This is a genomic window from Thioalkalivibrio sp. ALJ7, from assembly GCF_000376865.1.
Lineage (GTDB): Bacteria > Pseudomonadota > Gammaproteobacteria > Ectothiorhodospirales > Ectothiorhodospiraceae > Thioalkalivibrio.
Genome location: NZ_AQXQ01000012.1, coordinates 319548 through 333602 on the forward strand (window position 1 = coordinate 319548; position 14055 = coordinate 333602).

Annotated in this window: 14 protein-coding genes and 1 tRNA gene; 1 reads left to right on the forward strand and 14 read right to left on the reverse strand. The window is 64.4% G+C overall.

The window, feature by feature from the left end:
* The 14 genes from nuoG to rlmE all read right to left on the reverse strand — a co-directional run bounded on the left by nuoG (nt 1) and on the right by rlmE (nt 13686).
* On the reverse strand, nt 1-2403 hold the full coding sequence (gene nuoG / locus D002_RS0110160) for an NADH-quinone oxidoreductase subunit NuoG (RefSeq protein ID WP_018141817.1): 2403 nt from the start codon (nt 2401-2403) through the stop codon (nt 1-3).
* Between the two features lie 33 nt (nt 2404-2436).
* Complete coding sequence (nuoF, locus tag D002_RS0110165) at nt 2437-3717, reverse strand: NADH-quinone oxidoreductase subunit NuoF (protein ID WP_018141818.1); 1281 nt, start codon at nt 3715-3717, stop codon at nt 2437-2439.
* 1 nt (nt 3718) lies between these two features.
* On the reverse strand, nt 3719-4249 hold the full coding sequence (gene nuoE / locus D002_RS0110170; protein WP_018141819.1) for an NAD(P)H-dependent oxidoreductase subunit E: 531 nt from the start codon (nt 4247-4249) through the stop codon (nt 3719-3721).
* Entirely contained in the window at nt 4249-5502 is a 1254-nt protein-coding gene (locus D002_RS0110175; protein ID WP_018141820.1) for an NADH-quinone oxidoreductase subunit D, read from the reverse strand. The genes nuoE and D002_RS0110175 overlap by 1 nt, the downstream gene beginning before the upstream one ends.
* Nucleotides 5495-6214, reverse strand: a complete 720-nt coding sequence (locus D002_RS0110180; protein WP_018141821.1) for an NADH-quinone oxidoreductase subunit C — start codon at nt 6212-6214, stop codon at nt 5495-5497. Before D002_RS0110180 ends, D002_RS0110175 begins: the two co-directional genes overlap by 8 nt.
* Nucleotides 6215-6231: 17 nt before the next feature.
* Nucleotides 6232-6708, reverse strand: coding sequence for an NADH-quinone oxidoreductase subunit B family protein (locus D002_RS0110185; RefSeq protein WP_012982122.1), 477 nt, complete (start codon nt 6706-6708; stop codon nt 6232-6234).
* On the reverse strand, nt 6699-7055 hold the full coding sequence (locus D002_RS0110190) for an NADH-quinone oxidoreductase subunit A (RefSeq protein WP_018141822.1): 357 nt from the start codon (nt 7053-7055) through the stop codon (nt 6699-6701). Before D002_RS0110190 ends, D002_RS0110185 begins: the two co-directional genes overlap by 10 nt.
* A 264-nt stretch (nt 7056-7319) precedes the next feature.
* Nucleotides 7320-7404, reverse strand: a tRNA-Leu gene (locus D002_RS0110195).
* A gap of 22 nt (nt 7405-7426) precedes the next feature.
* A complete protein-coding gene (secG, locus tag D002_RS0110200; protein ID WP_018141823.1) occupies nt 7427-7810 on the reverse strand; it encodes a preprotein translocase subunit SecG in 384 nt (127 codons plus the stop codon).
* Complete coding sequence (gene tpiA, locus D002_RS0110205; RefSeq protein ID WP_018141824.1) at nt 7807-8574, reverse strand: triose-phosphate isomerase; 768 nt, start codon at nt 8572-8574, stop codon at nt 7807-7809. The genes secG and tpiA overlap by 4 nt, the downstream gene beginning before the upstream one ends.
* Before the next feature lie 146 nt (nt 8575-8720).
* Nucleotides 8721-10061 (reverse strand): phosphoglucosamine mutase, encoded by a 1341-nt coding sequence (gene glmM / locus D002_RS0110210; protein WP_018141825.1) that lies wholly within the window; start codon nt 10059-10061, stop codon nt 8721-8723.
* Complete coding sequence (gene folP, locus D002_RS0110215) at nt 10061-10882, reverse strand: dihydropteroate synthase (RefSeq protein ID WP_018141826.1); 822 nt, start codon at nt 10880-10882, stop codon at nt 10061-10063. Before folP ends, glmM begins: the two co-directional genes overlap by 1 nt.
* A 170-nt stretch (nt 10883-11052) precedes the next feature.
* Nucleotides 11053-13017 (reverse strand): ATP-dependent zinc metalloprotease FtsH, encoded by a 1965-nt coding sequence (ftsH, locus tag D002_RS0110220; protein WP_018141827.1) that lies wholly within the window; start codon nt 13015-13017, stop codon nt 11053-11055.
* A 42-nt stretch (nt 13018-13059) separates the two neighbouring features.
* Nucleotides 13060-13686, reverse strand: coding sequence for a 23S rRNA (uridine(2552)-2'-O)-methyltransferase RlmE (rlmE, locus tag D002_RS0110225; RefSeq protein WP_018141828.1), 627 nt, complete (start codon nt 13684-13686; stop codon nt 13060-13062).
* Nucleotides 13687-13754: 68 nt separating this feature from the next.
* Between rlmE and yhbY the strand changes: the two genes are divergently transcribed.
* Entirely contained in the window at nt 13755-14054 is a 300-nt protein-coding gene (yhbY, locus tag D002_RS0110230) for a ribosome assembly RNA-binding protein YhbY (RefSeq protein ID WP_018141829.1), read from the forward strand.
* The last annotated feature ends 1 nt before the right edge of the window (nt 14055 follow it).

Sequence of the window (14055 nt, forward strand, 5' to 3'; positions counted from 1 at the left end):
TCAGGCCCGCGCCAGCGCGACCGTCGTGTTCGGCAGCCCCAGGGCCCCCATGGCCGCGGAACCCGCAAAGGTCACGGCCAACCCCGGCGGCACCGAGTCATCCAGCAGCAGGGTCAGTTCCGTCTCGGCCTTGCCCTGACGCAGGCGCACCCGGCTACCGTGGGCATACCCGCCGGCGGACTCGGGGTGCACCAACACACTCTCGGCCAACTGCCCTTCGGGGCTGACCTGCAACGGCTCGGCTCGGCGCAGGAGCGCGTCACCGGTATACAGCGCTGTGGCCTGCACACGATAAAGCCCGTCGTCACCTGAATCGGCCTCGGGCAGATCCACGTGCACCTTGTTCAGGTTCACACTGGTATCAAAGCTGGCATCGGCCAGCTGCCCCTTCAGTTCGTCCCGCACAGCGGGCGAATCCAGGTAGTCGAATCCACGCTGCTCCAGCAAATTGCCCAGCACGCGCCAGACCTTCCAGCCCGGACGGGCATCCTCTGGCGCACGGGCGGCGGCGCGGAAGCTCTGCCACCGCCCTTCAGCATTAACGAAGGTCCCGGAATGCTCGAAGCTGGTGGTGATGGGCAGTAGAACGTCCGCCACCGCCTCCAGCTCCGAGTTGGCGAAACTGCTCAGGGCGACCACAAGACCGGCACGTTCCAGCGCCGAGCGGAGGGCCACAGGGTCAGCACCATCGCGCCCCGGCTCAAGCCCCGCAATCACGAAGGCGTCGCGCCCCTGCTCGATCATCTCGGCGGCATTCGCCCCGCTGGTATCCAGGTCGGTGCCACCCGGCCCACGATGCGGCAGCGTCCCGGCGAGCCAGGCACCCGCGGCGTTGGCGCCCTGCGGCAGATAGCCTAGGCTGGCGCCAGTGTGCTTGGCGATCCAGCCGGCCAGCGCCCGCAGGGTGGCAAACGCCGGCCCGTTCATCGCGGCGGCACCCAGCAACACGTGCGGCTGCTTGCCGTCCAGGAGGGCGCGCGCCGCGCGCTCAAAGGCTTCCTGAGTAGCGGCGTCATCGGTCTCGGCCGTCTTGACGACCTTCTCCAGTTTTTTCGGCAGGGCCTTGCCGGCCGCGACGATCTTCCCTGCGATTCCGGCAAGCGCCAGGGTCTGGTCGCGCTCGCTCCCGACCAGCTGCGCCTGCACCGGGTAGGTCAGGTCCAGCAGCATGTCGTTGATCAGGCAGACCTGCGCACCGCGCGAGGCGGCCTTGCGCAGGCGGTGCGCCAGTAGCGGCTGTTCGCGGCGCGGATTACTGCCAACGAGCAGTACGGCGTCCGCGTTCTCCAGGTCGCCGATGGCAGCCCCCAGATAGGGGAACAACGGAGCGGCCGCCTCGTCACGGAAATCACGCTGGTTCACGCGGTGATCAATGTCGGTCACCCCCATGCCACGCAGCACCTTTTGCGCGAGGTAGTGCTCTTCCAGCGAAAGCGAGGGCGACAGCAGCGCGCCCACACGTTCCGGAGCGACCTCCTTCAGACCTTCGACGGCATAGCTGAGAGCCGTCTCCCAGGAGACCTCCTGCCACTGACCATCCACCTTGATCCGCGGGCGGGTCAGGCGATCTTCGGCATATAACCCGGTGTAGCTGAAACGATCGCGATCGGAGATCCAGGTCTCGTTGACGGCCTCGTTCTCGCGCGGGACGACGCGCATGGCTTGGCCATTGTCGGTGTGCAGGAACAGGTTCGAACCCACCGCGTCGTGAGGGGCAATGGTCGCCGCCTGGGCATATTCCCAGGCCCGGGCACCATAGCGCGAGGGCTTCGCCGTCAGCGCACCCACCGGGCACAGGTCGATGACATTGCCGGACAGCTCGTGGGCCACGGTCTTCTCGACGTAGGTCCCGATGCGCATATGCTCGCCACGTCCAGTCGCACCCAACTCGCGCACGCCGGCAATCTCCTCGCCAAAGCGCACACAGCGGGTGCAGTGGATGCAGCGTGTCATCTCGGTCTCGATCAGCGGACCGATATCCTTGTCCTTCACCACGCGCTTGGCCTCGGTGTAGGCCGACACGCTCTCGCCGTACCCCATCGCCACGTCCTGCAGCTCGCACTCGCCACCCTGGTCGCAGATCGGGCAGTCCAGCGGGTGGTTGATCAGCAGGAACTCCATGGTCCCCTTCTGCGCGCGCAGCGCCAGCGGAGACTGGGTATAGACCTTCATGCCTTCCATGACCGGGGTCGCGCAGGCGGGGAGCGGCTTGGGCGCCTTCTCGACCTCGACCAGGCACATACGGCAGTTCGCCGCCACCGACAGCTTCTTGTGGTAGCAAAAGCGCGGGATGCGGATATCGGCATCATCGGCAACATCGATGAGCATCGCCCCCTTGGGCGCCTCCACCGTACGGCCGTCAATCTCGATGCTGACCAGATCCTGTTTCTGATCCTGACTCATGCTCGATTCCTGATGCGATGGCGCGGCGAAGCGTCAGGCGGCGTTAGCCACCGGGCTCCGGCCGTGCTGGATGTAGTATTCGAATTCGTGGCGGAAGTGCTTCACGAAGCTGCGCACCGGCATGGCCGCAGCGTCGCCCAGGGCGCAGATGGTGTGCCCCTCGATCTTGCTCGCCACGTCGTCCAGGCGTTCCAGGTCCTCGGGACGGCCCTGGCCTTCCACGATGCGGGTCAGCATGCGGTAGAGCCAGCCGGTTCCCTCGCGGCAGGGCGTGCACTGGCCGCAGGACTCGGAGAAATAGAAGCGCGAGATACGCTGCAGGGCCTTCACCATGTCGGCGGTCTCGTCCATCACGATCACCGCGCCGGAGCCCAGCATGGACCCGGCGTGGGCGATGGAGTCGAAGTCCATGTTGGCCTTCAGCATGACGTCGCCCGGCACCACCGGCACCGAGGAGCCACCCGGGATCACCGCCTTGAGCTTGCGGCCGTTCAACACGCCACCGGCCATGTCCAGCAGATCCTTGAACGGCGTACCCAGCGGGATTTCGAAGTTGCCGGGCTTGTTCACGTGCCCGGATACCGAGAACAGCTTTTCGCCGCCGGACTTGGGTACACCCAGATCCGCGAACCACTGGCCACCATTGCGGATGATCGTCGGGATCGAGGCCAGGGACTCGGTGTTGTTGATGGTGGTCGGTTTGCCGTACAGGCCATAGTTCGCCGGGAACGGCGGCTTGAAGCGCGGCTGGCCCTTCTTGCCCTCCAGCGACTCCAGCAAAGCCGTCTCTTCGCCACAGATATAGGCACCGGCCCCCAGCGAAGGGTGCAGGTCAAAATCCACCCCGGAACCGAAGATGTCCTTGCCCAGGTAGCCCGCGTCGTAGGCCTCCTGCAGCGCAGTGGTGAAACGCGTGTTCACCTCGTCCATGAACTCGCCGCGCATGTAGTTGTAGCCCACCGTCGCACCGATCGCGTAGCCGGCGATCGCCATGCCCTCAATCAGCGCATGCGGGTTGTACATCAGGATCTCGCGGTCCTTGCAGGTGCCCGGCTCGGACTCGTCCGAGTTGCACACGATGTACTTCTGCCCGGGGCTGTTGCGCGGCATGAAGGACCACTTGAGCCCAGTCGGGAAACCGGCCCCGCCGCGGCCGCGCAGATTCGAGGTCTTGACCTCCTCGATCAAGTCCTCGGGGGCCATCTTGCCCTTGTAGACCTTCTCCAGCGCCTGGTAGCCGCCGACGCTCTTGTAGGTCTCGAGCGAGGCAGGATCGTCCAGGTAGCGGGTCGCAAAGCAGATCTGGTTGGCCATGCTACTTCTCCAGACCGTCGAGAATCTCGTCCACCTTCTCGGGGGTGAGATTCTCGTAGTAGACGTGATCCACCTGCATCATCGGGGCGCCACAGCAAGCCGCCAGGCACTCCTCTTCCATCTTCAGGTAGAACTTGCCGTCCGGCGTGCTCTCGCCGAGCTTGATGCCGAGACGGTTCTCCAGGTGCTCGATGATCTGTTCCGAGCCGCGCAGCATGCAGGAGATGTTGTTGCACACCATGATGGTGTGCTTGCCGACCGGCTCCAGCTCGTACATCGAATAGAACGAGCCCACCTCGTACACCGCGATCGCCGGCAGGCCGAGGTATTCGGCGACGGCATCCATCTTCGCGGTAGAGAGATAGCCGTCCTCGTGCTGCACCGCGCGCAGGGCGCCAAGCACCGCAGAGCGCTTCTGGTCGTCGGGATAGCGCGCCAGCCAGGCGTCGATCTCTTCGCGCTCGTGGTCGCTGAGCTCCACCTTCTTGCCGGCGGGCTTGTGGAAGGCGACGGTTTTCTGTTCGGCAGCCATCAGCGGTCGATCTCCCCGAATACGATGTCCTGGGTCCCGATAATGGCGACCACATCGGCCAGCATGTGGCCACGCGCCATCTCGTCCAGCGCGGACAGGTGCACAAAGCCCGGCGGACGGACCTTCAGGCGATAGGGCTTGTTGGAACCATCCGAGACCAGATACACCCCGAACTCGCCCTTCGGATGCTCCACCGCGGCGTAGGCCTCACCTTCCGGCAGGCACATGCCCTCGGTGAACAGCTTGAAGTGGTGGATCAGGGCCTCCATGTCGGCCTTCATCTCCTCGCGCTTCGGCGGGGTGATCTTGTGATCCTCCAGCAGCACCGGGCCCGGGTTCTGGCGCAGCCAGTCCACGCACTGACGGATGATGCGGTTGGACTGGCGCATCTCCTCGATGCGCACCAGGTAGCGGTCGTAGCAGTCGCCGTTGACGCCCACCGGGATATCGAAGTCGAGACGGTCGTAGACCTCGTAGGGCTGCTTCTTGCGCAGGTCCCACTCGATGCCGGAGCCGCGCAGCATCGGGCCGGTAAAGCCCAGCTGCTTGGCCCGATCGGGATCGACCACGCCAATGCCGACGGTCCGCTGCTTCCAGATCCGGTTGTCGGTCAGCAGGGTCTCATATTCGTCCACGCACCCCGGGAAGCGCTCGGTGAAGGCCTCGATGAAGTCCAGCAGCGAGCCCTGGCGGATCTTATTCAGGTCATCCACCACTTCCTGGGATTTCCAGGAGGACGGCTGATACTTGGGCATGGTGCCCGGCAGATCGCGCGCCACACCACCTGGGCGGTAGTAAGTCGCATGCATGCGCGCACCCGAGACCGCCTCGTAGCAGTCCATCAGATCCTCGCGCTCGCGGAAGGCGTACAGGAACACCGCCATCGCGCCGATATCCAGTGCGTGAGCGCCCAACCACATCAGGTGATTCAGGATCCGTGTGATCTCGTCGAACATCACCCGGATATACTGCGCCCGCAGCGGGGCCTCGATACCCAGCAGCTTTTCCATGGCGAGCACGTAGCCGTGCTCGTTGGCCATCATCGACACGTAGTCGAGGCGGTCCATGTAGCCGATGGACTGGTTGTACGGCTTGCTCTCGGCGAGCTTCTCGGTACCGCGATGCAACAGCCCGATATGCGGGTCGGCGCGCTGCACGACCTCGCCGTCCATCTCCAGCACCAGGCGCAGCACGCCGTGGGCGGCCGGATGCTGCGGCCCGAAGTTCAGGGTGAAGTTGCGAATCTCAGGCATTCTCGGCTCCTTCGCCCGGCTTCTCGCCATCGCTGTAGCGATGGTCCTCGCGGATCACCTTGGGCACCAGCACACGCGGCTCGATGGACACCGGCTGGTACACCACGCGGGCCTGCTCGGCGTCGTAGCGCATCTCGACGTGGCCGATCAGCGGGAAGTCCTTGCGGAACGGGTGCCCGACAAACCCGTAGTCGGTCAGGATACGGCGCAGGTCCGGGTGGCCAGAGAACAGGATCCCGAACAGGTCGAATGCCTCGCGCTCGAACCAGTTGGCCGAGGCCCAGACCTCCACCAGCGATTCGACCTCGGGAAATTCCTCGTCATCCAACCATGCGCGCATGCGCACTCGGCGGTTGTGCTCGACCGACAGCAGGTGCGCCACCACAGTGAAGCGCGGACCGTCCCAGTTGGACTCACCCGGTGCGTCGTCAAACGTGAAGCGGCCCGACGTCGCCGCCTCGACACCACGTGAGAAACCGGTATTCGTCGCCGAGTCTGTGCCCCATTCATCCTGCCCGTACTCGAGGTAGTCCACCCCGCACAGGTCGATCAGGATCTCGAAGCCGAGCGCATCCCGGAGCTTCTCGCCGGCCTCGCGCCAGGATCCAGGCACGATATCGACGGTAATCTCGTCGTTCGCCTTGTGCAGGCTCTCCAGGGCGTCGCCCAGTTCCGCCCGCAGGGCGTCGATCCAGTTGTCTTGTTCAGCCATCTGAAATCCCGGGTGCGTCAGCGCGCGATGGTGTTCGTGCGCCGGATCTTGTTCTGCAGCTGGATGATGCCGTAGAGCAGCGCCTCCGCCGTCGGCGGGCAGCCCGGCACGTAGACATCGACCGGCACGATGCGGTCACAGCCTCGTACAACGGCGTAGGAGTAGTGGTAGTAGCCCCCACCATTGGCGCAGGACCCCATGGAGATCACCCAGCGCGGCTCGGGCATCTGGTCGTAGACCTTGCGCAGGGCCGGCGCCATCTTGTTGACCAGCGTACCGGCCACAATCATCACGTCGGACTGGCGCGGGCTGGGTCGGAAGATGATCCCGAAACGGTCCAGGTCATAGCGGGCCGCGCCCGCGTGCATCATCTCGACCGCGCAGCAGGCGAGACCAAAGGTCATCGGCCACAGGGAGCCGGTGCGGGCCCAGTTGATGAGCTTGTCCGCCGAGGTGGTGACGAAGCCCTTCTCAAGAACGCCTTCTATTCCCATTCCAGCGCCCCCTTCTTCCACTCGTAAATGAATCCGACGACCAGAATGACAAGAAACAGGGCCATCGCAAGAAGCCCGAACAGGCCAATGGTGTCTAGCGACACCGCCCACGGGAAGAGAAATGCAATCTCAAGATCGAAGATGATGAACAGGATCGCGACCAGATAGAAGCGCACGTCGAACTTCAGGCGCGAATCCTCAAAGGCCTCGAAGCCGCACTCGTACGGGGAATTCTTCGCGGCATCCGGCTTGCGCGGCCCCACCGCCATACCGACAACCAACGGCACGATGCCGATCACGATGCCCACTGCAATGAACAGCAGGATGGGTAGATAACCTTCCAGCATTTCTCTCTCCCGTACGCCGCCTCGGGCGGGCAGGTTCGCGAGGCGTCGCGTGGATCGAGCGCGCCGGCGAGCCGTTCAGCGTTGCTGGTTGAAAGCGCGGGTACAGGTCGATCTCGCCGAGGCGAGGCAGGACCGTACACCGGGCACGGAGTCTAGGTGATGCCCAAAAACGGTGTCAAGTATTGGTAATTTCGTAACTTAATGATTTTATTATTATTTAGCCCGATGCGAGAGGAATACCTAACACCGGGGCCTACGGAAATTTGGTGCAGATGGTGGGACTCGAACCCACACGGCTTTCGCCACTACCCCCTCAAGATAGCGTGTCTACCAATTCCACCACATCTGCCGATTCGTACGGATGTCGGTACTCAGTCAGGCACGTCGTCCGGACGGCCCGACGGCGCGCCCTGGTCCGCCGGTTCCTGCCCCGGGACCACCTCGGCCGGGAGATCCGGCGGGCCATCGCCTTCTTCCTCCATCGCCTCTTCCATCTGATCCATCAGGCTTGCGGCCTCCGGACTGGAGGCGGCCAGATAGGCTAGGGTCAGGCTGTTGAGGAAGAACACCACGGCCAGGAACGCCGTCGAACGGCTCAGGAAGTTGGCCGAACCCGCGGCTCCGAAGACTGTGGCCGAGGCACCGCTACCAAAGGCTGCACCAGCATCGGCACCCTTGCCGTGCTGCATCAGGATCAGTGCGATCAAACCGATCGACACCGCCACCTGGACGACCAATAGCAGGCCGTAAATCATGCCCCGACCCGCTCGCCCGCGGCGCGGACGATCGCGGTAAACGCCTCGGCGTCCAACGAGGCTCCACCGATCAGACCGCCGTCGATATCGTCCAACGCCAGCAACCCGGCCGCATTATCAGCCTTCATGCTGCCGCCGTACAGAATTCGCAGCTCGGCCGCCACCCGCGGATCACGCCCGGCGACCCGATTACGGATAAAGGCGTGCACTTCCTGGGCCTGCTCCGGCGTGGCGGTCAAACCGGTACCAATCGCCCAGACCGGCTCGTAGGCGATCACGGCGCGGTCAAATGCTTCAACACCCGCCGCATCGAGCACCGCGTCCAGCTGCTCGGACACCACCGACTCGGTACGCCCGGACTCGCGGTCGACCTTCTGTTCACCCACACAGAGGATCGGGGTCAGGCCGGCGGCCTGGGCGGCGACAAACTTCGCGGCCACCCAGGCGCTGGATTCGTTCTGGCGCTCGCGGCGCTCGGAATGGCCAACAATCACGTAGCGGCAGCCGACCTCGGCCAGCATGCTGCCCGCAAGCTCACCGGTGAAGGCACCGGAGGCCTCATCGGAGCAGTCCTGCGCGCCCACGGCAATCGCCGAACCCGAAAGCGACTCGGCAATCTCGGGCAGATAGACCGCAGGCGGGCATACCGCCACGTCCACGCCCTGGATCGCACCCAGACGGTCCTTCAGGGAGGACAGGAGCGCGCGGTTCGCGTCTCGCGAACCGTTCATCTTCCAGTTACCGGCGACCAGCGGCGTGCGCATGCGGATCTTCCTCCTGCGAGCGGTCGGACCCGACGCAGATACACGGGGTCCGATCATGATGGTTAGAGCGGCGGGATGTTACCGGCGCACCGAGAGCAAATCAACCAAGCCGACCCGCGGCGGACGGCTGAGCGCGACGCGGTAGGTCAGATCGCGGCGCGGATACTGTCCGCAATGCGCTCGGCGGCCGTACGGGTCTCGTCGGCATCCTCGCCCTCGACCATCACCCGCACCAACGGCTCGGTGCCGGAGGGCCGCAGCAGGACACGCCCCCGCCGGCCGAGCTGACGTTCGATCGCGGCAACCTCGGCGCGCACCGGATCGGCTTCCAGACAACCGGCGGCACCCCCTGTGACGGGAACGTTGATGAGGCATTGCGGTAGTTTGGGGATGGCCGCGGCGAGCGCCGACAGGGGTTGCCCGGTGCGGTGCATCAGATGGGCCACCTGCAGTGCGGCCACGGTGCCGTCCCCAGTCGTGGTGTGCTCCAGGCAGACGATATGGCCCGAACCTTCCCCCCCCAGCGTCCACTCGCGGCGGCGGAGCTCTTCCAGCACATAGCGATCGCCCACCTTGGCGCGGACAAATGGGATGCCAACACCAGACAGCGCCTGCTCGAGCCCGAGGTTGGTCATCAGGGTTCCGACCACGCCACCGTCAAAGCCCCCATTCGCCTGGTGCGCCAGCGCAAGGATGCCCAGAATCTGGTCGCCGTCGACAACGTTCCCGTCGGCATCGGCCAGAATGACGCGATCACCATCGCCGTCGAGCGCAATCCCCAGATCCGCACCCGTGGCGCGCACCTGCTCGGCAACATTCTCCGGGTGCAACGCCCCCACACCGGCATTGATGTTGTAGCCATCCGGACGCGCGCCAAGGATCTCGACACGCGCCCCCAGCTCCTCAAACACATGCGGCGAGACGTTATAGGTCGCGCCGTGGGCACAATCGATCACAATCTTCATGCCCCGCAGCTCGGAGCGGGACGGGATCGCGCTCTTGCAGAACTCGATGTAGCGCCCCGCGGCATCGGCGATACGCACGGCCTTGCCAAGACGGGCGCCATCGATTGCCTGTGCCGGCTGCTCCAAGCGGGCCTCGATGGCGGCCTCGGTGGCATCCGGGAGCTTGTCGCCTTCGGGCGTGAAAAACTTGAAGCCGTTGTCGTGAAACGGGTTATGCGAGGCACTGATCACCACACCCGCCGTCGCGCGGAAGGTATGCGTGAGGTAGGCAATGGCCGGGGTCGGCATCGGCCCCAGCAGGGCGACATCCAGACCGGCGGCGGACAGGCCGGCCTCTAGCGCCGACTCGAACATATAACCGGACACGCGCGTGTCCTTGCCCACCAGGACCGGCCCCTGACGCTGGCCGTTTTCACCCAATACCTCGCCCACGGCATAGCCCAGGCGCAATGCAAACTCGGGGGTCATCGGCCACTCGCCGGTACGCCCGCGAATCCCGTCGGTTCCGAAATATTTGCCCATCAGCTCCCTCGTGCTCCCTGGCGATCGTCTACGGCGGCTCCAAGCTCCAAGTATAGCGTCAGGGCATCGCGCGTCGCCGCGACGTCGTGCACACGCAGGACACGCGCCCCGGCCTGCGTCGCCAAAAGGGCGGCGATGGCGCTTCCGGGTCCCCTTTCAGCGACCGGACGATCGCCCAACAACTGACCGATCATCGACTTGCGCGACACCCCCACCAGCAGCGGCAAGCCGGCCGTCGTCAGCTGTGGCAAACCCCGGAACAGCGTGACGTTGTGTTCCAGCGTCTTGCCAAAACCAAACCCGGGATCTAGCAGGATCTGCCCACGGGGCACGCCGGCCCGCGTTAGTTCGGCGACCCGCCGATCGAGGAAGTCACGGACCTCGGCGATCACATCGGCATACCGGGGTGCGTGCTGCATGGACTGCGGCTCACCCTGCATATGCATCGCGCACAGCGCGACTCCATACTCACGCGCCGCCTCCGTTGCCACCGCCAGCGCCCCATCCGCGCGGAAACCATTCACATCGTTCAGCAGCCCGGCACCCGCCGCGACCGCCTCACGCATCAACTCCGGCTTCATCGTATCCACCGAGATCGGTACGTCGAGCTCCGCGCGCAGGGCCTCAATCACCGGGAGAACCCGCCGGCGTTCCTCCGCCAGGGGGACCGGCTCGGCGCCTGGGCGGGTGGATTCGCCGCCGATATCAAGGATCTCGGCACCCTCCGCCACCATGGTGCGGGCACGCACCAGGGCGGCCTCGACACGGTCGTACTGGCCACCATCGGAGAACGAGTCGGGGGTCACATTGAGGACCCCCATGATCCGGGCACGACCTAGATCAAGGGTATGCCGTCCACATTGGAGCGCTAGCGAATCGACGGGCACGGCGGGATCCCCCAGATGAAAACAAAAAAGCCGCCAGGAACCGGGCCTGGCGGCCTTTGGCCAAGACCGGGGCCGGGGCCCCGGTCGATCCGGTCAGCAAACGATCAGGACTGCGGCGCAGGGCCGCCAACAACGCCCTTGTCGTCGTCATCCTGGCCCTTATGGCCGTCGTCGGCCCCTTCGCCGTCCACGGCATCATCCGATGCCTGAGCCGAGCCACCGGAACCGCTATTGCTATCCCAGTCGGCCGGTTCGCGGGGTTCACGCCCGGCCATGATGTCCTCGATCTGCTTGTCGTCGATAGTCTCGTACTTCATCAACGCCCGCGCCATCGCGTGCAGCTTGTCGATGTTATCGACAAGAATCTGCTTCGCGTTCTGGTAGTTCACGTCAATGACCTGCCGCACCTCGGCGTCGATCTGACGCGCGGTGTCGTCGGACATCGGCTTGGACTTGCCCATCTGCCCGCCGAGGAACGGATGGCCCTCTTCCTCACCATAATCCAGCGGACCCAACTTCTCCGACAGGCCCCATTTGGTGACCATGTTGCGAGCGATCTGGGTCGCGCGCTCGATGTCATTGGAGGCGCCGGTGGTCACCTTCTCGCTACCGAAGATAATTTCCTCGGCCAGGCGCCCACCGAACAGGCTCGCCAACTGGCTTTCCAGACGGGTCCTGGAGTGGCTGTACCGGTCTTCCTCAGGCAGGAACATGGTCACACCCAAGGCACGACCACGCGGGATGATGCTGACCTTGTAGACCGGGTCATGCTCGGGCACGGTCAGGCCGACGATCGCGTGCCCAGCCTCGTGATAGGCGGTCAGCTTTTTCTCGTCCTCGGACATCACCATGGACTTGCGCTCGGCGCCCATCATGATCTTGTCCTTGGCGCGCTCGAAGTCGGACATGTCCACCAGGCGCTTGTTGGAGCGCGCCGCGAACAACGCCGCTTCGTTGACCAGGTTTGCCAAATCCGCACCGGAAAAACCGGGCGTGCCGCGCGCAATCAAGTCCGGGCGCACGTCGTCGGCGATCGGCGTCTTCTTCATATGGACCTTGAGGATCTGCTCGCGGCCACGTACATCCGGCGGCGGCACCACGACCTGGCGGTCGAAGCGACCTGGACGCAGCAACGCCGGGTCGAGCACGTCGGGACGGTTGGTCGCGGCAATCACGATGATCCCTTCGGTGCCCTCGAAGCCGTCCATCTCGACCAGCAGCTGGTTAAGGGTCTGCTCGCGTTCATCGTGACCACCGCCCATACCGGCGCCGCGCTGACGACCGACCGCGTCGATCTCGTCAATAAAGATAATGCAGGGGGCATGCTTCTTGGCCTCGGAGAACATGTCGCGGACGCGCGAGGCGCCCACACCGACGAACATCTCGACGAAGTCGGAACCCGAAATACTGAAGAACGGTACCTTGGCCTCGCCGGCGATCGCCTTGGCCAGCAGCGTCTTACCAGTACCCGGAGAACCCACCATCAGCACCCCGCGCGGGATCTGACCGCCGAGTTTCTGGAACTTGGAGGGGTCGCGCAGGAAGTCCACCAGTTCGGTGACCTCCTCCTTGGCCTCGTCACAGCCGGCCACGTCGCCAAAGCCGACCTTGACCTGGTCCTCGGACATCAGCTTGGCCTTGGACTTGCCGAAAGACATCGCGCCCTTGCCACCGGCGCCGCCACCTTGCATCTGACGCATGAAGTAAATCCACACGGCAATCAGCAGCAGGATCGGGAACCAGCTGATGAGGATGCTCATGAGCAGAGAACGCTCGGCCTCCTCGTGGGCATTGACCTCTACATTGTTCTGCAACAGGTCACCGATCAGGCCCGGATCATTGGGGTTCACCGTAGTGAACTTCTGCCCCTCCAGAGAGGTGCCCTCGATCTTGTCGCCCTTGATGGTCACGTTGTCGACACGACCGCCCTGCACGTCGCGGATGAATTCAGAGTAGGTAATACTCCGCACATCCTGCGTCTGCTGCTGCGGGCCGAAGTTGTTGAAAACCGACATCAGGACGACGGCAATCACCGCCCAGATGATCAAATTCTTGGCCAGACCGTTCAAAACGACACCTCGAAAAACATCAATCGTCAATTACAGGGAGCTTTACACATCCCTGGGCTCGCGCGCCAATACATACACTTCACGTGACCGTGGGCGCGAAGCCTTCGGCTTGCGCACCTTGACCGATCCGAACCTTGCCCGGACCGCGGCCAGGTAGGCATCGGATCCTTCACCCTGAAACAGCTTGACCAGAAACGCCCCCCGGGGGTTCAGAATCTCGGTCGCTAACTCCAGTGCCAGCTCACAAAGATGGATGGACCGCGGCTGGTCCACGGCATCCGTACCCGTAAGGTTGGGGGCCATATCGGAAAGCACAAGATCGGCCGGCTCATCACCCAGCCGGGCCAGGATCTCCTGCAGCACCGCATCCTCGCGAAAGTCGCCGATCACAAGCTCGGCACCGGGGATCGGATCCATCGGCAGGATGTCAGTGGCCACCAACACGCCCTTGCGCCCGATCTTCTGGGCGGCGTACTGGCTCCACCCCCCAGGGGCGGCACCGAGATCGACCACCCGCATCCCGGGCTTCAACAGCCGATCGCGTTCGTCAATCTCCTGCAACTTGTAAACCGCACGCCCACGGTACCCCTCCTGCTGCGCACGTTGCACATAGGGGTCGTCGAAATGCTCCTTCAACCAGCGTTGGCTGGAGCGGCTACGCTTGGGCATGCCCGCTCCTTTCACTGGTTAGCGGCGTGCTATCATTCCGTCGCTTCAACACCGAAAAACGGCCTCCTGTGAATCTGACCGACGCGCAACGCCGCCATCTGCGCAGCCTCGCCCATCCGCGCAAGCCCATCGTGACCATCGGCCGCAATGGGCTGACCGATGCCGTGCTCGCGGAGCTGGATCAGGCGCTGACCCACCACGAACTGGTAAAGATCAAGGTGAACATCGGCGACCGCGATGCCCGCAACGGGGCCGTGGACGAACTGTGCGAACGCACCGGCGCCGAGCGGGTGCAACGCATTGGGTACATCGCCACCTTGTTCCGTCGCAACCCGGACGACCCGAAGGTCGCCCTGGCCCCGGCCTGAC